Origin of the sequence: Bradyrhizobium sp. CCGB20, assembly GCF_024199855.1 — a bacterium.
GTDB lineage: Bacteria > Pseudomonadota > Alphaproteobacteria > Rhizobiales > Xanthobacteraceae > Bradyrhizobium.
Window position 1 is genome coordinate 7,672,116 of record NZ_JANADN010000001.1, and the last position, 19,526, is coordinate 7,691,641.

Sequence of the window (19,526 nt, forward strand, 5' to 3'; positions counted from 1 at the left end):
GCTACTTCGCGGCCATGCGATCGAGCGCGAGGTTCAGCGCCAATACGTTAACACGGGGTTCGCCGAGCAGGCCGAGCAGACGGCCTTGGACGTTGGACGCCACAAGCTGCTTCACCGCCTCTTCCGGCATATTCCGCGCCTTGGCGACGCGCGGCACCTGGAATTGTGCGGCTTCCGGCGAGATGTCGGGGTCGAGGCCGCTGGCCGAGGTCGTGACCAGATCCTCGGGGACGGCAGCGTTGGGGTTCTCCGCCTTGAGCTTGTCCACGTCCTCCTTCAGCCGGTCGGCCAGCGCCTTGCTGGTGGGGCCGAGATTGGAGCCGCCGGAGTTGGCGGCGTTGTAGGGCGCCGAGACCGTCTTGGTCGAATCATTCGGGTCCGGCGCCAGCGTCGCCGAGGGGCGGCCGTGGAAATATTTGTCGTCCTTGAATTCCTGCCCGATCAGGGCGGAGCCGACCACCTTGCCATCCCTCTCGATCAGGCTTCCTTGCGCCTGCGCGGGAAAGATCGCGCCGGCAATGGCTGTCATCGCGAGCGGATAGGCCAGGCCCGTGATGGCGGTGAGCACCAGCAACAGGACGATGGCGGGGCGGATTTCTCTGAGCATGTTAGGTCTCCTATGTCTTCCGTCATTGCGAGCGAAGCGAAGCAATCCAGAGTCTTTTCGCAGAGGCAGTCTGGATTGCTTCGTCGCTTCGCTCCTCGCAATGACGGGGTTATGCCAGGTGCAGGGCAACGACCACGAGATCGATCGCCTTGATGCCGATGAAGGGAATGACGATGCCGCCGAGGCCGTAGACCAGGAGGTTGCGGCGAAGCAGCGCGCCAGCACCGACCGCACGATAGGCAACGCCTTTCAGAGCCAGCGGGATCAACCCGATGATGACGAGCGCGTTGAAGATGATCGCCGACAGGATGGCGCTCTGCGGGCTCGACAGGTTCATGACGTTGAGCACGTTGAGCTGCGGGTAGAACGCCAGAAACATCGCGGGGATGATGGCAAAGTACTTGGCGACGTCGTTGGCGATCGAGAACGTCGTCAGCGCCCCGCGCGTCATCAGCAGCTGCTTGCCGATTTCGACCACCTCGATCAGCTTGGTCGGGTTGGAATCGAGGTCGACCATGTTGCCGGCCTCGCGGGCGGCCTGGGTGCCGGTGTTCATGGCGACACCGACGTCGGCCTGCGCGAGCGCCGGCGCGTCGTTGGTGCCGTCGCCGCACATCGCAACCAGCTTGCCCTTGGCCTGCTCGTCGCGGATCAGCTTGAGCTTGTCCTCCGGAGTTGCCTGGGCCAGGAAATCGTCGACGCCCGCCTCGGCCGCGATCGCCGCGGCCGTCATCGGGTTGTCGCCCGTGATCATGACGGTGCGGATGCCCATGCGGCGCAACTCCGCAAACCGCTCGCGGATGCCGCCCTTGACGATGTCCTTGAGCTGGATCACGCCGAGCAGCTTGCCGTCCCTGGCGACCGCCAGCGGCGTGCCGCCGGCCTTCGAGATCTCGTCGGCAATGGCCTGGACCTCGCGGCCGATGTCCGAGAGCCCGGCGGGCTGCAGCGCGCGCGCGGTGTTGCCGGAGGCAACGGCCAGCGGTGCGCCGCCGCCGACATAGTTGAGCATGGCATCGACCGCGCCCTTGCGCACCGACGAGCCGCCGGCATCGACGCCGCTCATGCGGGTCTGCGCCGTGAACGGAATGAAAGTGGCGCCAAGCTCGGCCATGTCGCGGCCGCGGATGCCGTATTTCTCCTTGGCCAGAACGACGATGGAGCGACCTTCCGGGGTCTCGTCGGCAAGCGAGGCGAGCTGGGCTGCGTCCGCGAGCTCCTGCTCGGTGACGCCGCGCACGGGACGGAATGCAGTCGCCTGGCGGTTGCCGAGCGTGATGGTGCCGGTCTTGTCGAGCAGCAGCGTATCGACGTCACCAGCGGCCTCGACCGCGCGGCCGGACATCGCCAGCACGTTGAAGCGCACCAGGCGGTCCATGCCGGCGATGCCGATCGCCGACAGCAGCGCGCCGATCGTTGTCGGGATCAGCGTCACGAACAGCGCGACCAGCACGATCACCGAGATCGAGCCGCCCGCATAGGCCGCATAGCTCGGAATGGTGACGGTGGCGAACACGAAGATGATGGTGAGACCGGCGAGCAGGATGTTGAGCGCGATCTCGTTCGGCGTCTTTGCGCGCTCGGCGCCCTCGACCAGCTTGATCATGCGGTCGATGAAGGTCGAGCCTTGCGCCGCCGTGATGCGAACTCGGATCCAGTCGGACAGCACCTGCGTGCCGCCTGTTACCGCCGAGCGATCGCCGCCGGATTCGCGGATCACGGGCGCGGATTCACCGGTGATGGCGGCTTCGTTGACCGATGCCACACCCTCGATCACCTCGCCGTCGGACGGGATGGTATCGCCCGCCTCGACCAGCACGATGTCACCGACCTTCAGGCTGGTGCCCGGCACGAGCTTGAACGCCTGGCCGGCGCCGGTCAGCAGCTTGGCCTGGCTCTCGGTGCGCGTCTTGCGCAGCGAATCGGCCTGCGCCTTGCCGCGGCCTTCGGCCACCGCTTCGGCGAAATTGGCGAACAGCACCGTGAACCAGAGCCAGAGGATGATCTGGAAGGTGAAGCCGAGATTCGCGCCGCCGGTGACGAGGTCGCGCAGGAAGATCACACTGGTGAGCGCAGCCACGATCTCGACCACGAACATCACGGGATTCTTGATCATCAGCCGCGGATCGAGCTTGGTGAAGGAGGCGCGGATCGCCGGCAGCACGATCCTGGGGTCGAGCATCGCCGAGACGGAAGCGCGTTTTTGCAGTTTCATCGTATCCATGGAGGTCACTCCAAACCCATCAGAAGACTGTCGATCAGAACACTTTTCGATCAGAACACTTGGCCGGCGTTCATCGCGAGATGCTCGACGATCGGACCGAGCGCGAGCGCCGGGAAGAAGGTCAGGCCGCCGATGATCAGGATCACGCCGACGACAAGGCCGACGAACAGTCCGCCGGTGGTCGGGAACGTGCCCGCCGACGGCGGGATCGATTTCTTGGCGGCCAGCGAGCCGGCGATCGCCATGGCCGGGACGATCATGAAGAAGCGGCCGACGAACATCGCGCTGGCGAGCGTGAGGTTGTAGAACAAGGTATTGCCGGTGAGGCCCGCAAAGGCCGAGCCGTTATTGCCGGTCGCCGAGGTGAAGGCGTAGAGCACCTCGGTGAAGCCGTGCGGGCCCGCATTCGCCATGGAGGCGACCGCCGCCGGATAGACCACGCCGACCGCGGTCCAGCCGAGATACATCAGCGGCAGCACCAGGATCGCGAGCATCGCCATCTTGACCTCGCGCGCCTCGATCTTCTTGCCGACATATTCCGGCGTGCGGCCGACCATCAGGCCGGCGACGAAGATCGCGAGCACGACGAACAGCAGCATGCCGTAGAGACCGGCGCCGACGCCGCCGATGATGATTTCGCCGAGCTGCATGTTGATCAGCGGAATCATGCCGCCGAGCGCGGTGAAGCTGTCATGCATGGCATTGACGGCGCCGCAGGACGCGGCCGTCGTGATCACGGCGAACAGCGAGGACGCGACGATGCCGAAGCGAACTTCCTTGCCTTCCATGTTGCCGCCGGTCAGGCCCAGCGCATGCATGGTCGAGGTGCCGTTGGCTTCCGCCCAATAGGTGACGGCAACGCCGGCGAGGAACAGCACGCCCATCACGGCGAGGATCGCCCAGCCCTGGCGCTGGTTGCCGACCATGCGGCCGAACACGTTGGTCATGGCCGCGCCGATCAGGAAGATCGACAGCATCTGCACGAAGTTCGACAGCGCTGTCGGGTTCTCGAAGGGATGCGCGGCGTTGGCATTGAAGAAGCCGCCGCCATTGGTGCCCAGCATCTTGATCGCGACCTGCGAGGCAACCGGGCCGACCGCGATGGTCTGCTTGGCGCCTTCGAGCGTCGTCGCCTCGACGTAATCACCGAGCGTCTGCGGGATGCCCTGCCAGACCAGGAACAGGCAGTAGACGACGCAGATCGGCAGCAGCACGTAGAGCGTCGTGCGGGTGACGTCGACCCAGAAATTGCCGACCGTGCGCATCGAGGCGCGCGAGAAGCCCCGGATCAGGGCCGCCGCCAGCGCGATGCCGGTCGCCGCCGACAGGAAGTTCTGGTGCGTCAGGCCGAGCATCTGCACGAGATAGGACACCGTGCTCTCGCCGCCGTAGTTCTGCCAGTTGGTGTTGGTGATGAAGGAGATCGCGGTGTTGAAGGAGAGATCCTGGGCCACCGCCGACTGCCCGGCAGGATTGAACGGCAGCACGGCCTGAAGCCGCATCACGCCGTAGATGATGAGGAAGCCGCCGACGTGAAAAAGCAGCATCGCGACCGTGTAGGTCAGCCAATGCTGCTCGCGCTTCTCATCGACGCCGGAGAACCAGTAGATCCCCGCCTCGATCGGCCGCAGCACCGGCGACAGAAACGTCCGCTCGCCGTTGAACACGGCCGTCATGTACCAGCCGAGCGGCTTTGCGAGCGCGACGATAATGACGCAAAAGAGAATGATCTGGAGCCAACCGATCATGGTCATGGAATCAACCCTTCAGGCTTGGTGCCGGGCGCAAAAGCGGCAGGAGCAACGTCAGCAGGCAGGCGACCAGCACGGCGTCCGCCAGCAGCAATTCGACAAGGAGCAGCACGGCTCAGAACCGTTCCGGCCGCAGCAGTGCATAGGTGAGATAGATCAGGAGGCCGAACGAGACGGCGCCGGCGAGCGCATAATCGAAAATCATGGTCCGCTCCCTCACAGCCGTTCGCAGGCATAGGTGTAGCCGATCGCAAGGGCAAAGAAGGCGAAGCCCAGCGCCAGCATCAGGATGTCCATCATGGGATTGCTCCTCATTGCGCCCTCATGTCCGGCGCAACTGCTTCTCGGGGACCCGGCGAAGCTCGATGGAAATGCTGGCGCATTTCCACGACCACCAGCCGGGACTTTTGACCGTGCTGAAATGCCAGCACAGGCATAGGTTTTCGAGATGAGGCCTATGGCGAAGATATAGGAATCTCATAAAGGCGGGGGGCAGCGCCCGCCCGAGTCCCCATGTCCGCGAGGACGACAGAAGGGGAATTGGCCGCACGTTGCGCCCCTCGCGCACTCCCATCCTCACTTATGAAATCACTATATCTCCCGCCCCGTCCCCATCTCGTTTTCAAATGCCCTTTTGGCCATCTTGGAGAGGCCGGCCGACTGACCGACGCCAACTCCAGGAGGCCTGACATGACCGCCGCTCTCCGTCGCCTTTCCCGACCTTCCCTCAACCAGCGGCTTCGCGCGGCGCCAGTGATGACGCGGTCGCTGATGCTCGATGTCATCGATCACACCTGCCGGCGCTTTCCCTCGCTCGGGCAAAGCGAGCGCACCGCGCGCGTGATGCGTTTCGTCGATGCGGAGGCCTGGACCGATGCCGCGCTGGCGCTGATGGAGCTCGAGCTGCCGCTGTGGCAGGTCCGCCGCATCGCCTATGATGAAGGCGAGTGGCATTGCGCGCTGTCGCGCGAGCGCGAGCTGCCGGATTGGCTCGACGCCGCGATCGAAGCCCGGCATGCCGACCTCGCCCTGGCATTGCTGTCGGCCTTCATCGAGGTCAAGGCACTGGCCGTGGAGGTATCCCGGCCAAGCGTTCCCACCGTGCGCCCCGCCCCGGACGCTCTCTACGAGCCGGTTGCTTGCGAGAATTTCAGCTAAACCAGCCTGACAGGTTCGCGCCTTGCCGCAATCTTCGGACATGTCGCGGGGCCTGAGCCCTGCTCGGGTGATCGCGCGTTTTGCCATCCGCATCGCGCTGCTCGCCGCCTTTGCCGCCTTCGGCAGCGTCGGCTTCGGGCGGAGCCTCGCCGCCCTGCTCTGGATGTCGATCATTCTGTGCGCCCTCGCCGGCCTCGTCAGGCGCGAGCCGCTGTTCGGTGCCCTCCTCAATCATTGGGACGAAGGCGTCGCCTTCGGTGCACTGTTCGCGCTGGTTCATGTCGTCAACGAACTGGCCTGAACATCAGGCTTTATGACGTTCCTATGAGATCACCGCACGGCCTCACTCGAAATCATATTCGCTTGAAAAGATATTGATCGGGTGGCCGCGCGACATGCGTCCGCCACCTTCGTCAATCGGAAGGAATAGATCCGTGAAACTCGTCGAACCTCCCTCCTCGTGCAGCTCGCCCTCGACCATCGTCTTCATCGGCAAGAACCGGCGGGGACAATGGGTCGCCCAGGAACAGAACGGCCTCTATGGCGGCCTGTTCGTCAACCGCGCGCAGGCGATCAAATATGCGCTGTTCGAAAACGGCCAGCATCCCGAAACCATCGTCGAGCTGCCGCGCGAGATCGAGCTCGACATGGGCAGAAGGCCCGATGCCGCCGCGCCCAAGCGCGCCGCCTGAACCCCTCCGGCAAAAGCCATGTTCATCCCGCCCTCCGCCTGGTTCACCGGGTTCATTCCGGACCTGCCGACACCGTTCGATTCGACCGACGCGATCGACCTGAAGGCGTTCGCCGCGCTCTGCGAGCGCCAGATCGGCGCCGGCGTCCCCGCGCTCGTGGTCTGCGAGACGGCAGGCGAGGCGCCAACGCTCTCGTCGGCCGAGCAGGAGCTCGTCATTCGCGCCGCGGTCGATGTCGCCCGCGGCCGCGTTCGGATCATCGCCGGCGCGGTATCGAATTCAACGAGCCACGCCGTCGAGCTCGCGCGGCGCGCGGAAGCCGCCGGAGCCGATGCAATCATGTCGGTGGTCCCCGCCTACAACAAGCCGATGCAGGAGGGGATGCTCGTGCACTTCCGCAGCCTTGCCGGCTCGGTCGGCCTGCCCGTGATCCTGCACGATGCTCCCTCCCGCACGCTGCGCCCGCTCGCCGACGAGACGCTTCTGCGCCTCGTCGAATCCCGCCAGTTCGTGGGCCTGCGCGACGGGAGCCATGACATCACCCGCCCGATGCGGCTGTCCCGCCACCTGCCTGCCGGCTTTCGCTGTCTCTCCGGCGACGACAGCACCGCCTTCGGCTTCATCGCGGACGGCGGCGATGGCGCGATCTCGGAGATCTCCAACATCGCGCCGGATCTCTGCCGGACGATCTTCTCACATGTCAGGCAGGGCCGGCTGCAATCCGCCCGTTACCTCGACAAGCGGCTGATGCCGCTCATCGCGTGCCTCGCCAAGGAGAGCCCGGCGGCGCTCAAATTCGCCCTGAGCATGCTTGGCTTGATGCAGCCGGACACGCGACTGCCGATCGTGCCGCTGGACGCTCCCGCTCGCGCGGAGGTCGTCCGGGCGTTCGCTGCGCTCTCCGATGAAGAGCTGATCGACAGCGTCGGTGCCTGACGTTTCGGGCTCGATCGGATCTCGCATGAATTCACCGCCGTCAACCGATGGACATCACAGGCTGCTCCGTGCCTGGCAATTGGCGCTGCTGCGCTTTGCCGTCACGCTGGACGATTGCGACCGGGTGAATGTCGTCGCACTTGCCGGAGAACTCGATCGCCTCGACCGGCGCAACGCGGATGACTCACTCCACTTCTTCCGCCGATCCAGCTCCCGGCTCTGCGCAGCTATCCGTGGCGAGGGAGAGAACGCGACAGCGGTCCTGGACCGCTTCTGTGGCGAGATCAACGAGCCGCGGCTGCGGCTGGCTTTTGCATCAGCCGCCGGGATCGTACGTTCGGATCCTGTCCCGCCCGGAATTCGTCCGAAACGCAACCGCGATCTGTTCAGAGGTCTTCCGACGCGACGGACGGCTTCTTTATGAGATTCCTATGCGGCGAGCCCGGCGCGCATCTCGCAATCCTACGCGCTCATGGCCATCATTCGAGGCAGATTGCGGCGGCCTCGGCCACCGCCATGCTGACGAAGGAATATCGAGATGTCGATGCTGACCCACGGCCTTGAACACTCCGTTGACCTGGCCCCTGCGCGGATCTCGCCGGAGCGCAAGGCCCGGCTCAAGCGTGTCGCGCTCGGCGCGCTGACCATGCTCACGATGGGCAGCGTGCTCACAGCGCTGATCGCGCTGAGGACCACGATCTATGTCTGGCATCTTCTCCCCTGACGGGCATGGGAGACCATCATGACCTTGCAGATGTGTGAAGAGGCCGCCATGGCCGCGATCGCCCTTCAAGCCACCCGTCGCCGACCTGACGCGCAACAGGCGACGGCACTCAAGCCGCTCGACCCCGATGTCGTCAGCGCGGCCATCCCCGCCTTCTTCATCGGACGCAACGGCGCCGGCCTCTGGGTCGCGCGCGAAGTGAATGGGCGCGTCGGCGGTCTGTTCCTGTTCAAGAGCTCGGCGGTCGATTTCGCCAACCGGCAGAGCGGGCTGGCGCGGTGCGCACTCGTATTCCCCTCCGAGACCTTTGAGCTGGACATCGAGAACCGCGGCAATCCCCTGATCGTATTGGTTGATGGAGCCAGGCAGCTCCTTGCGCGCATCGCGGCAAGGCTACGGCCATGATCGAGCTCAAGATCGGCATCCTGGTTGCATTGATGGGCGCGCTGCTGCTCGGCATGCGCATCACCGCGGCCACGGCCTCGGACAGGTAGCATGCAGCTCCTCAAGGGAAATCTGGAGCAGGCGGTCACCACGACGATCCTGACCATGACGCTGAGCCTGATCTGGGGAGCAATCCTGACGCTCGTGATCACACTGCTTGCGCGCGGTCTGGGGGTTTAGAACCCCGGTCCATCGATCGACCATGGCTGCCTACGTGGCGAGCAACCGGACGCGCAGCGCGGTCGCGATGCCCGCCTGAGGCCGCGTATCCCCGCGGAAAAGACCTGAGCGAAAGACCGGGCCGATCTGGCGCAGTTTCACGGAACCGTGTAGAGCGGTTTCATGAGCACAAGCAGCGTCAACGTCGTCGCCCACCCCCTGGTCCAGCACAAGCTCTCCCTGATGCGGGAGAAGGACCGCTCGACCAAGAGCTTTCGCGAGATCCTGAACGAAATCGGGATGCTGCTCGGCTACGAGGTGACGCGCGACCTGCCGCTGGAGCTGGTGGACATCGAGACGCCAATCTCGCCGATGCGAGCGCCGAAGATCGCCGGCAAGAAGCTCACGCTGGCGCCGATCCTGCGCGCCGGCGTCGGCTTCCTCGACGGCATGCTGGCGCTGATGCCCTCGGCGCGCATCGCCCATATCGGGCTCTACCGCGATCCCGAAACCTTGCAGGCCGTGGAATATTACTTCAAGGCGCCGCAGGACCTGTCCGACCGCACCGTGATCCTGATGGACCCGATGCTGGCGACCGGTAACTCCGCCTGCGCCGGCGCCTCCCTGCTCAAGGCGCGCGGCGCCCGCGACATCCGTTTCGTCTGCCTGCTGGCCGCGCCCGAGGGCATCGCGCAGTTCCAGAGCGAGCATCCCGACGTGCCGGTCTGGACCGCCGCGATCGACGAGCGGCTCAATGACCACGGCTACATCGTACCGGGCCTTGGCGACGCCGGCGACCGGATGTTCGGCACCAAGTAGACAGGTTTGCGCGATCGGGTTAGTCCGGTTGCCATGAGCGCCAACCCATTTTCGCTGCAATCGCTGATCGGCACCGGGCCCGCCTCCGATCCCGCCTTCGTGTTCGGCGGCACGCCGGTCTCACGCGCCGAGTTTTCACGGAAGGTCGAGCAGACCGCCGCCTGGCTCGCGGCTCAGGGCATCGGCAAGGGCGACGTGGTCGCGGTCTGGCTGGTCAACCGGATCGAATGGATCGCGCTGCTGTTCGCCGCCGCCCGCTGTGGCGCGATCGTCGCCGCGGTCAATACGCGCTACCGCAGCGCTGAGGTCGCGCATCTGCTCAAGGTCTCTGGCGCCAGGCTGATGGTGGTCGAGGCCGCCTTCCGCTCGATCGATTTTGCCGCCATCCTCGCCGATATCGCCAGGGACGAGGTTCCGGCGCTGCGGGAGCTCGCAGTGGTTGGCGCGGATACGATCCCCGCACACTGGCCCTGCGTGCGCTTCGACGCCTTCGACAAGGCTTATCCACCAGCCCCGCCACCCCAGGACGATGTCGACCTGCCCGTGCTGCTCTACACCACGTCCGGCACGACCAAGGGACCGAAACTCGTCGCGCATTCGCAGCGGACGCTGGCCACGCACGCCACCTCCGTCGCCAAGGCGCTGAACCTCTCGCCGCAGCGTCATTCGCTGCTGGCCATGCTGCCATTCTGCGGCACCTTCGGCATGACGAGCCTGCTCGGCTTCATCGCCGCGGGTGCGACCGTCCATGCGCTCGACGCCTTCGAGGCGGCACCGGCGCTCAAAATCCTCAACGAGCACGAGATCACCCACTCGTTCGGCTCCGATGAGATGTTCCGCCGCATCCTCGCGCTCACCGATGTGCCGCGGCCGTTCCCGCATCTCGAGATCTGCGGCTTCGCCGCGTTCCAGCCCGGCTGGCGCGAGCTCGCCGTAGAGGCCGAGGCGCGCGGCATGAAGCTGTTCGGCCTCTACGGGTCGAGCGAGGTGCAGGCCCTGTTCTCGATCGCCCGCGTCAGTGACGCCTTCGCCGACCGCATCGAGGGCGGCGGCTGGCCGATGTCCCCCGACACGAAGGTGCGCGTGCGCGACACCGAAACCGGCGAGCTCGCGGCCCAAGGCGTCTCCGGCGAGATCGAGATCAGCGCGCCCTCGTGCTTCCTCGGCTATTTCAACAACCCGGACGCAACGCGCGATGCGATCACCGCCGACGGCTTCTTCCGCACCGGTGACATCGGCCGTCTCCGCGGCGACGGCGCCTTCGTCTACGAGACCCGCGCGGGCGACGCCATGCGGCTCGGCGGCTTCCTGGTCGCGCCCGGCGAGATCGAGGACGAGCTCAAATCCTGCACGGGAGTGGCCGACGCCCAGGTCGTCGCGGTCGATCTGAAGGGGACCGCACGCTGCGTCGCCTTCGTGATCCCGCACCAGGAACCACCGCAGCAGGAGGCGCTGACTGCGCGTCTTCGCGAACGGCTCGCCGGCTACAAGGTCCCGGCGCGGATCTACGTCGTGGATGCCTTTCCGGTCACTGACAGCGCCAATGGCGTGAAGATCCAGCGCGCCCGGCTGCGCGACATGGCGATGGAACGGATCGCTTCCGAATAGGCCGGCCTATTTCAGGTAGCTCGCCAGATTGATGCTCAGGATCTTGGCGAGCGCCGAATAGGACGCCGTGAGCTGCGCCTGATAGGTCGACAGCTGCGCCGTGATGGCGGCGACGTCGACGCCGGTAAGGTCGTTTGACAGCGTCTCGGCATAGCTCTTGTAGTCGGTCTGGCGCGAGCTCGCCGTCTCGATCGCGGACGCGTTGTTCGACAGCTTGGCCTGCACCGCCGCGGTGTCGTCGAGCGCCGTGCCGGCAAGATCGAGCGCGCTGGTGATATCCGAGGACGACAGCGAGGTGCTGTTGGCCACGAATTTGAGCACCCGCATCACCTCCTCGAACGCCGAATTATCGGCGGTGATGCCGTAAGACACCGTCTCGTCGGCGGCGACCCGCACCGAGGCGATCTCGTCGTCGCCGTTGTAGTAGCTGGTGTCGGTCGTGGTAAGGGAGCCGGTACCGGACGCGAAGCTCGTGAGATCGACCGGCGCGGTGTCGGTCTTGCCGCCGGCGAACACATACTGGCCGTCATATTGCGTATTCATCAGCGAACCCATCTCCTCCAGCATCTGCTGGGCGGTGGTGATCACCGAATTCGTCTCGGTCGAGCTGCCGGTCGAGGCCGCGCTGAGCTGGGAGCGGAGCTGCGTAAGGATGTCGGTCATCGATCCAATCGCCGAATACATCACCTGGACCTTGCTGTCGGCGAGCGTCGCGGCATCGATATAGGATTGCGCGCGAGTCACCGAGACCTGGAGGTTGACGACATGCTGCGCGTCCGAGCCGTAGCCGCCGAAATCGCTCGAGATCACGCCCGACGATTCCTGGATCTGCTTGTTGGCCATGACCGTCTCCACGCGCATCGCGTCGGCGATCATCTTGTTCGACTGCGCGAAGGTGGCGACCCGCATGGCGACCATGAGCCCGCTCCCGGCTGTTTACGACTGCACGGCGGACAGCAGCGCCGAATACATGGTGTTGATGGCCTGGATCAGCGCGGAGGCCGCGGTGTACTTGTTCTGAAGCGTGCTGAGCTTGGCGGACTCCTCGTCGAGGTTGACGCCGGATTGCGAGGACAGCGAACTCGCATAGGTCGACTGCGCGGTTTCCTTCGCGGTGTAATCGGTGGACGCCTGCGAGGCCTTGCTGGCGACGTCGGCCACAATGGCCGAGGCATAATCGGCGAGCGACCCGGTGGTGGCGGCGAGCCCGCCGGTGGTGGCGAATGTCCGGGAGTCCGTCAGCGCGTCGTAGAAGGCGTTGACGACGGTGGCCGATCCCGACGACAGCACGGTGCTGCCCACCGTCAGGCTCGACGAGGAGTCCAGCGTCGCCAGTTGCAGCTCGTTGGTGCCGGACAGGATCTTGCTGTTGACCGCGATGTCAGCGGCGCTCGTTCCGGTCACGAGGTCGTTGAGGCCGAAATACTCGGAAAATCCCTCGCCCGAGCTTCCCACCGTGCTCGTCATCTGGTTGATGGCGACGCCGTTGCCCGAGCCGGTCGCCGTGATCGAGAGATGACCATCCGCATCGACCGAGGCCGACAGTCCGGAGATGCCGTTGATGGCGGTGACGAGGTCGCCGACGGTGGAATAGGACGACAGGTCGAGATCGCCGTAGGAGACCAGATTGCCGCTCTGGTCGGTGACGGCAAGACGCACTGTGCCGGTGGCGGACAGCGCCGTGCTGCTGGTGACGCTGGTCGTCCCTGTGAGGCTCGTCGGCGCCGGCACAGCGGAGGCGCTGTTCGAGACGCTGTTCATTGCGGACGCAAGCTGCTGGGCGAGCTGATCGAGCTGGGACTGCGCGTTCGGCAGTGTCGTGTCGCGGAGCGTGATGAGCGCGCCGATGTCCCCGCCTGTGATCTGCGAGGTGATGTCGACCCCGTTCACCGTGATCGCGCTGAAGCCGCTCGACGAGGAACCGGCGGTATAGGTCGTCGCCGCCGTCACATTGGCGGCGGCGGTATAGCTGATCGTATGCGCGGAACTGTCGACCAGAGCCTGGCCGGACCTGGTGTAGATCTGGATGTCGCCGTTCGACGCTGTGAAATAATTGATGTTCATCCTGGAGGCGAGGTCCTGGAGCGCGGTGTTGCGCTGGTCCTCCAGATCCGCGGTCGACTGGCCGGCCGCCGCGGTCTGCTTGATCTGCGCGTTCAGATCCGCGATCTGCTGCAGGTCCGTATTGACGTCGTCGATCGAGGACGCGATGTCCTGGTCGGCATCGGAGCGGAGCTTCTGGATGCTGCTCGACGTCTCCCGCAGCTGGCTCGCGACGTCGTCGAGCGCACTGACGACGTTGGATTGCAACGAGGCGCTGCTCGGCGTGCTCGCCAGCGACGACAGTGCCGATTCCAGCGAAGCAATGCTGTTGGCGAGCGACGTCCCGGTCGACGAACTGTCCGTGCTGCTGGTCGAGCCGTAGAGTTTTTCCAGCGACGTCAGATAGGTGTTGGTGGTATCGGCGGAGCCGAGGTCGGAGGTCGCGGAGATCAGCGACTTCAGCAGCAGCTTGTCGACCGTCGAGGTGATGCCGGTCACCGTGACGCCGGTGCCTACGCCATTGGTGACGCTGCTCGACTGGTTCGCGGTCTTCGCCGTATAGCCGGTCGTGTCGGCGTTCGAGATGTTCGACGACGTCACGCTGATCTGCACCGACGTGGCCGACAGGCCGCTGAAGGCGATCGATCGTGCGATATCGAGCGACACGGCGGGTCCTCCGTCGTCAGGCGCTGCGGCTGGTGCCGCTGGAGACCGCGCGCGCGGCGAGCCGGCCGGAGGCGCCATAGGGCGATACCGCTGCGATCTGCTCGCGGATCGCCTGCATGACGGCTTCGATCCGGCGGTTGCTGGCCTCGATGGCCGCGCGCAGGCGCACCAGATTCTCGTCCATCGCCATACGCAGCTTCAGGATCCGCTCCATGAGCTGCTCGCGCAGGATCCGGTCGCGCACGTTGAGGCTGGTCGTCCCCGCCGCGCATTCGGCGACGGTGCGTTCGAACATCTCCGCGAGGCGGTTCTTCTCGTCGACCTGCTTCAGGCGCGACGCCGGCAGGCCCTTGGCGAGTTCGGCATTCTCCTCGGCGACCAGCGCGGTCAGCGTGTCGATCAGCGTGATCAGCGACTTGATCCGGGCATCGCCATTTGCGGCGCTCGTCCGGGTGGCTTGAGCTACAGTCATGGTGATCGCCTTCTTCTAGTTGTGCCGTTTGCCGCGGTGGACTTGCGAACCACGCAAATACGCGCCGATCGCGGTCGTCCTGACGGTTGCCTGCCTCATCTCGCCCTCGATCTCCGCACATTCCCGCAGGAGACCGCGCCGTGTCGTCTCGACGTCGTCGAGCAGCGCAAGCAATTGCTTGCGGTCATCGCCTTTGGCGGTTGACGCCCGGGCCACCAGGCGCTTCAGCCGGCGCAGCAGCGCCTCTCCGGCGGTGCTCGCTTTCTCACCACGCATCGCTCACCTCATCGCCGAGATCAGGGTGTCGTACATCTTGTTGACGGTGGAGATGACCTGGGACGCGGCGGAATAGGCCTGCTGCGCCGAGATCATGCTCGAGAACTGGCTGGAGGTATCGGTGGTCGAGGATTCCAGCTCGCTGCCGTAGACCGTGCCCGCACCATTCTCGCCGGATGCCTGCAAGGAGGCATTCCCCGACGCCACCGTCGCCGAATAGAGTCCGTCGCTGGCCGCGGAGAGACCGTTGGGATCGGCGAACGTCGCCACCGCGATCTTGTAGATTGCGATGGTCTCGCCGTTGGAATAGGTCGCATCGACGACACCGTTCTTGCCGATCGAGATGCTGGACAGCTTGCCGTAGGACAGGCCATCGGAGTCGATGCTGGTGACGTTGACATCGGGCGTCGTTTCGCCGGAGGCATATTGCGTCAGGCCATCGGTGCCGCCGACCGTGCCGAGGTCCATGGTCACGGTGCTGTCGGCCGCCCCGTCGGTCCAGCCCGTGATCGAGACGGTCGCCGGGTCCGGGCTGGTGCTGGCCAGCGAGCCGTCGCTGTTGAAGGTGATGTCGATCGTGCCCGAGGCCGTGCCTGTCGCGGTCGTGGTGTCCGACGAGGAGGTCGGATTGGCGAAGCTCGCGCTCCAGGTGTTGGTGCCGGTCTTGCTCCAGGTGATCTGCATCGTGTTTGCAGCACCGAGGGAGTCATACACCGTCATCGAGCTGGTATAGGTGTCGCCGGTGGCAGCGTCCGACGGCAAATTGGCCGCGATCGTGGTTTTGGTGGTGGCGCTGCCGCTGGTCGAGGCGATCTGGGTATTGATGGCCGAGAGGTTGCTTGCCGACTCGCTGCCGACCACATTGCCGTCCGCGTCGGTGCGCCAACCCTCGAGGTAGCTGCCGTTGTTCTCGAGATAGCCGGCATTGTTGATCGTGAAGGCGCCGTTGCGGGTGTAGGACGTGATGCCACCGGACGTGGCGCTGGTCACCACGAAGAAGCCGGAGCCCTGGATGGCGACATCGGTGGCATTGGAGGTCGCCGCCAGCAAGCCCTGCTGGCTGATGTTGGCGCGGCCCGAGACGGTGACGCCGCCCGATGCGTAGGAGGTGGTATTGCTCGACGCGGTCACGAGCGCGTCGAACATCGCTGACGTCGTCTTGTAGCCGGTCGTGTCGGAGTTGGCGATGTTGTCGCTGATCATCGACAGGGATTGGCTCTGGGCGCTGAGCGCCGAGATCGCCGAGGACAATGCGCCGGTGAGACTCATGATGAAACTCCGAGGAAATCAGGATGCGGGATCAGGACGTGACGCCGAGGATATTGGCGGCGCTGACAGCGACGCCGTTCACCGTGAGCGAGGGCGTGGAGGTCGAGGTGTCGATGCCGGTCACCGTGCCGGTGACGGTCGTGTAATTGAGGACCGAGTTGCCGGCGGAATCGGTCGCGGTCACCGAGATGGTGTACTGGCCACCGTCGGAGAGCTGGTTGCCGCTGGAATCCTTGCCATCCCAGGTGAAGCTGTTGGAGCCTGAATTACCCGTGCCGGTGCCGGTGTAGACGACGTTGCCGGAGGAATCCGAGATGCTGATCGAGACGTTCGAAGCGGCCGAGGACAGCGAGTAGCCGAACGTCGCCGAGCCGTTGCTCAGCGTCGACGTGTCGGTCTTCGCCTCGACGGTGTGGCCGATATAGTTCACCGAATTGAGCGTCACGAGGCTCGAGAACGAGCTCGCCAGCGAAGACATGTTCGAGTTGATCGACTGCTGCTGGGTGAAATTGGCGTAGGAGGTGAGCTGATTGATGAAGTCCGTCGTCGAGGTCGCGTTCAGCGGATCCTGGTTCTGAAGCTCGCTGACGAGCAGGCTGAGGAAATCACTGGAGGTCAGCGACGAACTGGATGATGTGCTCGACGACGACGATGTCGTCGTGGTCGCAGTCGTTGCGGAACTCGCGGCGGAAACGGTCATCAGAAACTCCGGCTTCCTTGCGCGGCCAGCGACCAGACGTCGGTCGGCGCGCTTGAAATCTGTGTGCTGATGAAACGGGTGGGCGCGCGGATTCAGGCGGGGATTCGCGTGCGCGAAAACGGCATTCGACACGGCAAAATCTGCCGTGTTCGCGCGTTAGAAGAACGATGATTTCAGCGTCGGGAGTGCGGAGATTTCCACAACGTCATGGCCGGGCCTGTCCCGGCCATCCACGACTTGCAACGCAACACGAAGAACGTGGATGCCCGGGACAAGCCCGGGCATGACGAAGTCTCGTCATATTCGATCTCAGAAAAGAGCCGTTCAGCTCCCCGCCGTCTCGCCTTCGGTGCGCGGCTCGGCAATGTCGCCTTTCGTTTTCGCGGCGGCGGCGACGATGCGGTCGGCGAGGCCCGCGGGAGCACGGACCGGCGGCGCGGCGAGCGCCTGGCGCAGGGTGCGCGCCTCTTCGAGCAGGGCTTGCGCGGCGGACGAGCGCGCCAGCAGCTCTTCGGCAGGCAAGCGCCGGTCGTCGGGCCAGAGGGAGAGATCCTCGCCCAGCCGATCGATCAGTTCCTCAAACTCGGTGACGTCCATCGCCCGCCGGTCCCGCCTCGGTCAGGCCACGTCATAAAGCATTGCAGGCACGGCGGAAACCGGATTCCGGCGGTTTCACGCGCCAAAACCGTCCGCAGCACTACGGAAGGCGGCCGAAACGGCCGGCCGTGGAATCGCCGGCACGTTTCGAGACCAGACGGCCCGCGCTTTTCAGCCCCTGCGGGCCGAATCGGCCGGCCCGGCCTTGCCACCGCGCAACGTCGCATCGACGTGCTCCCAGGCCTCCCGCAACTCGGTCAGCCCGGCAATGATGCGGCCAAAGCTTTCACGTGCATGCGGGCGGCCGAAGGCCTTGTGGCTCGCCACGATCATCGCGTTGTAGGTCTGGAACAGCCGCTCGGCCACCGCGCCGCCCTTGGCGAAATCGAGATTGTGGCTGAGCCCTCGCAAGATCGCGGTCGCCTTCATCAGGTACTCGTGCCCCTCCTCGAAGCGCCGCGCCTCCTGCGCGGCCAGCGACTTCTGGAGGAAGGTCATCGCGCCGCCAAGCAGCATCGAGATCGCCTTGAGCGGCGGCACGCTGGTCGCGGCTCCCCGATAAGCCTGGTTGGCCATGTACGCCATCGGATTATGCATCATCAATCACTCGAGCTGGAATTGAGCAGGGCCTTGAGATAGGTGAGCGTGTTGTTGGCGCTCTCGATCGCGGCCTGGTAGGCCGCATATTGCACCTGGAGCTGCGCCTGGTAGGCCGACGCGGCGCTTTCGATATCGTCGACCTTCTGCTGAAGCTCGCTGTCGCGATCGGTCAGATTCGTGATCAGCGTCTGCAACGCGCCCGTGCTCGACGAGTAGTTCTTGGAGATCTGGTAGAGCTGGGTCGCGATGCCCTGGGTCGAGGTCACCGTGATCGACTGCGACGTCGATCCCGAATAGGTGAACGCCATGCCGGCATAGGCCGTTCCGGCAGCGCCGATGATCGTCGTGCCGCTGATCGTGAACAGCGATGAATCGCCGCCGACCGAAGCCGAGGATAGATTGCCGTCGGAATCCACCGTCAGATCCAGCGTAAAGGATTGCGGCGACGTTCCGGTGTTGACGACGCTGAGCTGGCTCGACGATGTCTTGGTCTGCGCCGACAGGAACGTGGTGACGCCGCTCAGATTCGTGCTGAGGATCTCGGACAGCGTCGAGGTGTCGAGCTCGAGCTCGTTCTTCTCGTTGAAGGACAGGCCGAGGTCCGCCATGGTGAGGCCGCCGACGGTGCTGTTGAGCGCGTTCTGGAGCGCGTCCATGATATCGCGCATGGTGCCGTCGCCGAACAGCACCGCGCTCGAATCCGCCGTACCGTCCGATGACGTGGCTTGTTGCGCGATCACCGCATCGCGAAACGTATTGTAGTTGGTGACGAAGGTCTCGACCGCCGATTCGATCTGGCTGGTGTCGGGTTCGATGCTGATGTTCACCGTGGCACCATCGGGCGTCGCCTGGAGCAGGTTGAACGTCACGCCCGTGAGCACGTCGGTGATGTCGTTGGTATCCCGGGTCATCGAGATGCCGTCGAGGGAGAAGATGGCCGCCTGCGACGTCTGGAGGACGTCGGCGAAGGCGCCCGTGCTGTCGGTCACCCCGAGCTCGTTCAGGATGTCGTCGCCGGACGTGCTGGAATAGGTGATGTCGGCGGCATCCTCGGTTCCCGTCAGCACCATCTCGTAGGACCCGCTCGACACCTGCACGATCGAGGCCTGGACGTTGGTGGTCGAGGTCTGGGCGTTGATGCTGTCGACGATGTCCTGGAGTGACATCGTGCTGGTGATGGTGATGTCGGACGTGGTGCCGCCCTCGAGGCCGATGGAGAACGTGCCGGAGTAGCCGAGCTCGTCGGTCTGGCTCGACTGCGAGGTGCCGACCACCTTGTGCGCGGTCGCGATCTGGCTGATCGTGAGCGTATGGTCGCCGGTCGCAGCGCCATTGCTGACCGACATCGACAGCGCCGAGGACGCGCTCACGTCGCCGGTCGAGCTGATGGTCGCAGCGCGGGTAGCAAAGGCGTTGGTCGCCAGCGAATTGATGACGGAGGTCGCGAGCGAGGACAGCCCGCTCGACAGCGTGGAAAGGTTGGTCTGAAGCGTCTCGTAGGCGGAGATCTTGGCTTCGTTGTTGGTGATCGTGGTCGAAATCGTGGTCGCCGTGGCGAGCTTGGCGTTCACCGCGGCGGTGATCAGCGCACTCCAGTCGACGCTTGTCGAGGTCGTGGTCCCGGTCGTGGTCACCGATGAGCTGCTCGATGAAGTCGAGCTGGTCGACGTACTGCTGGTGCTCGAACTGACGCTTGTCACTTTGCTGCCCGATCCATCCAGGATCCATCCGAGGGTGGACCGGGCCGGCATCACGCCGGCCCGGTTTGACGATCGTTAGGG

General features: G+C 64.9%; 24 protein-coding genes. 11 read left to right on the forward strand and 13 right to left on the reverse strand.

Going from position 1 to position 19,526, the window contains the following annotated elements; translation table 11 throughout:
• Position 1: 1 nt before the first annotated feature.
• From NLM15_RS36025 to NLM15_RS36040, 4 genes are all read right to left on the reverse strand, one after another.
• The gene (locus tag NLM15_RS36025; protein WP_254122659.1) at positions 2 to 607 is read right to left on the reverse strand and encodes a K(+)-transporting ATPase subunit C; all 606 of its coding nucleotides are present in this window, start codon (positions 605 to 607) and stop codon (positions 2 to 4) included.
• Positions 608 to 716: 109 nt separating this feature from the next.
• The gene (kdpB, locus tag NLM15_RS36030) at positions 717 to 2,831 is read right to left on the reverse strand and encodes a potassium-transporting ATPase subunit KdpB (protein WP_254122660.1); all 2,115 of its coding nucleotides are present in this window, start codon (positions 2,829 to 2,831) and stop codon (positions 717 to 719) included.
• Between the two features lie 50 nt (positions 2,832 to 2,881).
• Complete coding sequence (kdpA, locus tag NLM15_RS36035) at positions 2,882 to 4,585, reverse strand: potassium-transporting ATPase subunit KdpA (RefSeq protein WP_254122661.1); 1,704 nt, start codon at positions 4,583 to 4,585, stop codon at positions 2,882 to 2,884.
• Positions 4,586 to 4,697: 112 nt separating this feature from the next.
• The gene (locus tag NLM15_RS36040) at positions 4,698 to 4,787 is read right to left on the reverse strand and encodes a K(+)-transporting ATPase subunit F (protein WP_035698142.1); all 90 of its coding nucleotides are present in this window, start codon (positions 4,785 to 4,787) and stop codon (positions 4,698 to 4,700) included.
• A 485-nt stretch (positions 4,788 to 5,272) separates the two neighbouring features.
• Here NLM15_RS36040 and NLM15_RS36045 point away from each other — a divergent pair, with 485 nt between their 5' ends.
• From NLM15_RS36045 to NLM15_RS36085, 10 genes are all read left to right on the forward strand, one after another.
• On the forward strand, positions 5,273 to 5,740 hold the full coding sequence (locus NLM15_RS36045) for a hypothetical protein (protein WP_254122662.1): 468 nt from the start codon (positions 5,273 to 5,275) through the stop codon (positions 5,738 to 5,740).
• 40 nt (positions 5,741 to 5,780) lie between these two features.
• Complete coding sequence (locus NLM15_RS36050; RefSeq protein ID WP_254122663.1) at positions 5,781 to 6,041, forward strand: hypothetical protein; 261 nt, start codon at positions 5,781 to 5,783, stop codon at positions 6,039 to 6,041.
• Positions 6,042 to 6,174: 133 nt separating this feature from the next.
• A complete protein-coding gene (locus tag NLM15_RS36055) occupies positions 6,175 to 6,432 on the forward strand; it encodes a hypothetical protein (protein WP_254122664.1) in 258 nt (85 codons plus the stop codon).
• Between the two features lie 18 nt (positions 6,433 to 6,450).
• Positions 6,451 to 7,368 (forward strand): 4-hydroxy-tetrahydrodipicolinate synthase, encoded by a 918-nt coding sequence (gene dapA / locus NLM15_RS36060; RefSeq protein ID WP_254122665.1) that lies wholly within the window; start codon positions 6,451 to 6,453, stop codon positions 7,366 to 7,368.
• Between the two features lie 25 nt (positions 7,369 to 7,393).
• A complete protein-coding gene (locus tag NLM15_RS36065; protein WP_254122666.1) occupies positions 7,394 to 7,792 on the forward strand; it encodes a hypothetical protein in 399 nt (132 codons plus the stop codon).
• Between the two features lie 114 nt (positions 7,793 to 7,906).
• Positions 7,907 to 8,092, forward strand: a complete 186-nt coding sequence (locus NLM15_RS36070) for a hypothetical protein (protein WP_254122667.1) — start codon at positions 7,907 to 7,909, stop codon at positions 8,090 to 8,092.
• A gap of 18 nt (positions 8,093 to 8,110) precedes the next feature.
• Positions 8,111 to 8,497, forward strand: a complete 387-nt coding sequence (locus NLM15_RS36075; protein WP_254122668.1) for a hypothetical protein — start codon at positions 8,111 to 8,113, stop codon at positions 8,495 to 8,497.
• A 90-nt stretch (positions 8,498 to 8,587) separates the two neighbouring features.
• Positions 8,588 to 8,716, forward strand: a complete 129-nt coding sequence (locus NLM15_RS43635) for a hypothetical protein (protein WP_256565537.1) — start codon at positions 8,588 to 8,590, stop codon at positions 8,714 to 8,716.
• Positions 8,717 to 8,878: 162 nt separating this feature from the next.
• On the forward strand, positions 8,879 to 9,514 hold the full coding sequence (gene upp, locus NLM15_RS36080) for a uracil phosphoribosyltransferase (protein ID WP_254122669.1): 636 nt from the start codon (positions 8,879 to 8,881) through the stop codon (positions 9,512 to 9,514).
• 33 nt (positions 9,515 to 9,547) lie between these two features.
• Positions 9,548 to 11,122 (forward strand): AMP-binding protein, encoded by a 1,575-nt coding sequence (locus NLM15_RS36085; RefSeq protein ID WP_254122670.1) that lies wholly within the window; start codon positions 9,548 to 9,550, stop codon positions 11,120 to 11,122.
• Positions 11,123 to 11,128: 6 nt separating this feature from the next.
• On the opposite strand, the gene NLM15_RS36090 is transcribed toward NLM15_RS36085, so the two are convergent.
• The 9 genes from NLM15_RS36090 to fliD all read right to left on the reverse strand — a co-directional run bounded on the left by NLM15_RS36090 (position 11,129) and on the right by fliD (position 19,445).
• Positions 11,129 to 12,040, reverse strand: a complete 912-nt coding sequence (locus NLM15_RS36090; protein ID WP_254122671.1) for a flagellin — start codon at positions 12,038 to 12,040, stop codon at positions 11,129 to 11,131.
• Positions 12,041 to 12,058: 18 nt separating this feature from the next.
• Positions 12,059 to 13,831 (reverse strand): flagellar hook-associated protein FlgK, encoded by a 1,773-nt coding sequence (gene flgK, locus NLM15_RS36095; RefSeq protein ID WP_254122672.1) that lies wholly within the window; start codon positions 13,829 to 13,831, stop codon positions 12,059 to 12,061.
• Between the two features lie 16 nt (positions 13,832 to 13,847).
• Positions 13,848 to 14,303 (reverse strand): flagellar protein FlgN, encoded by a 456-nt coding sequence (locus tag NLM15_RS36100; RefSeq protein ID WP_254122673.1) that lies wholly within the window; start codon positions 14,301 to 14,303, stop codon positions 13,848 to 13,850.
• Positions 14,304 to 14,318: 15 nt separating this feature from the next.
• On the reverse strand, positions 14,319 to 14,579 hold the full coding sequence (locus NLM15_RS36105; protein ID WP_254122674.1) for a hypothetical protein: 261 nt from the start codon (positions 14,577 to 14,579) through the stop codon (positions 14,319 to 14,321).
• 3 nt (positions 14,580 to 14,582) lie between these two features.
• Complete coding sequence (gene flgE / locus NLM15_RS36110; protein WP_254122675.1) at positions 14,583 to 15,848, reverse strand: flagellar hook protein FlgE; 1,266 nt, start codon at positions 15,846 to 15,848, stop codon at positions 14,583 to 14,585.
• Positions 15,849 to 15,879: 31 nt separating this feature from the next.
• The gene (locus NLM15_RS36115; RefSeq protein WP_254122676.1) at positions 15,880 to 16,548 is read right to left on the reverse strand and encodes a flagellar hook assembly protein FlgD; all 669 of its coding nucleotides are present in this window, start codon (positions 16,546 to 16,548) and stop codon (positions 15,880 to 15,882) included.
• A gap of 324 nt (positions 16,549 to 16,872) precedes the next feature.
• Positions 16,873 to 17,145, reverse strand: a complete 273-nt coding sequence (locus NLM15_RS36120; protein WP_254122677.1) for a hypothetical protein — start codon at positions 17,143 to 17,145, stop codon at positions 16,873 to 16,875.
• A gap of 171 nt (positions 17,146 to 17,316) precedes the next feature.
• Positions 17,317 to 17,745 carry a flagellar export chaperone FliS gene (fliS, locus tag NLM15_RS36125; RefSeq protein ID WP_254122678.1) on the reverse strand — a complete coding sequence of 143 codons (429 nt, stop codon included), beginning with the start codon at positions 17,743 to 17,745 and terminating at the stop codon, positions 17,317 to 17,319.
• Entirely contained in the window at positions 17,745 to 19,445 is a 1,701-nt protein-coding gene (gene fliD / locus NLM15_RS36130; RefSeq protein ID WP_254122679.1) for a flagellar filament capping protein FliD, read from the reverse strand. The genes fliS and fliD overlap by 1 nt, the downstream gene beginning before the upstream one ends.
• On the opposite strand from fliD, the gene NLM15_RS43835 reads away from it, so the two are divergent.
• Positions 19,372 to 19,524, forward strand: a complete 153-nt coding sequence (locus NLM15_RS43835; RefSeq protein ID WP_254124764.1) for a hypothetical protein — start codon at positions 19,372 to 19,374, stop codon at positions 19,522 to 19,524. The genes fliD and NLM15_RS43835 overlap by 74 nt on opposite strands.
• Positions 19,525 to 19,526 lie beyond the last annotated feature (2 nt).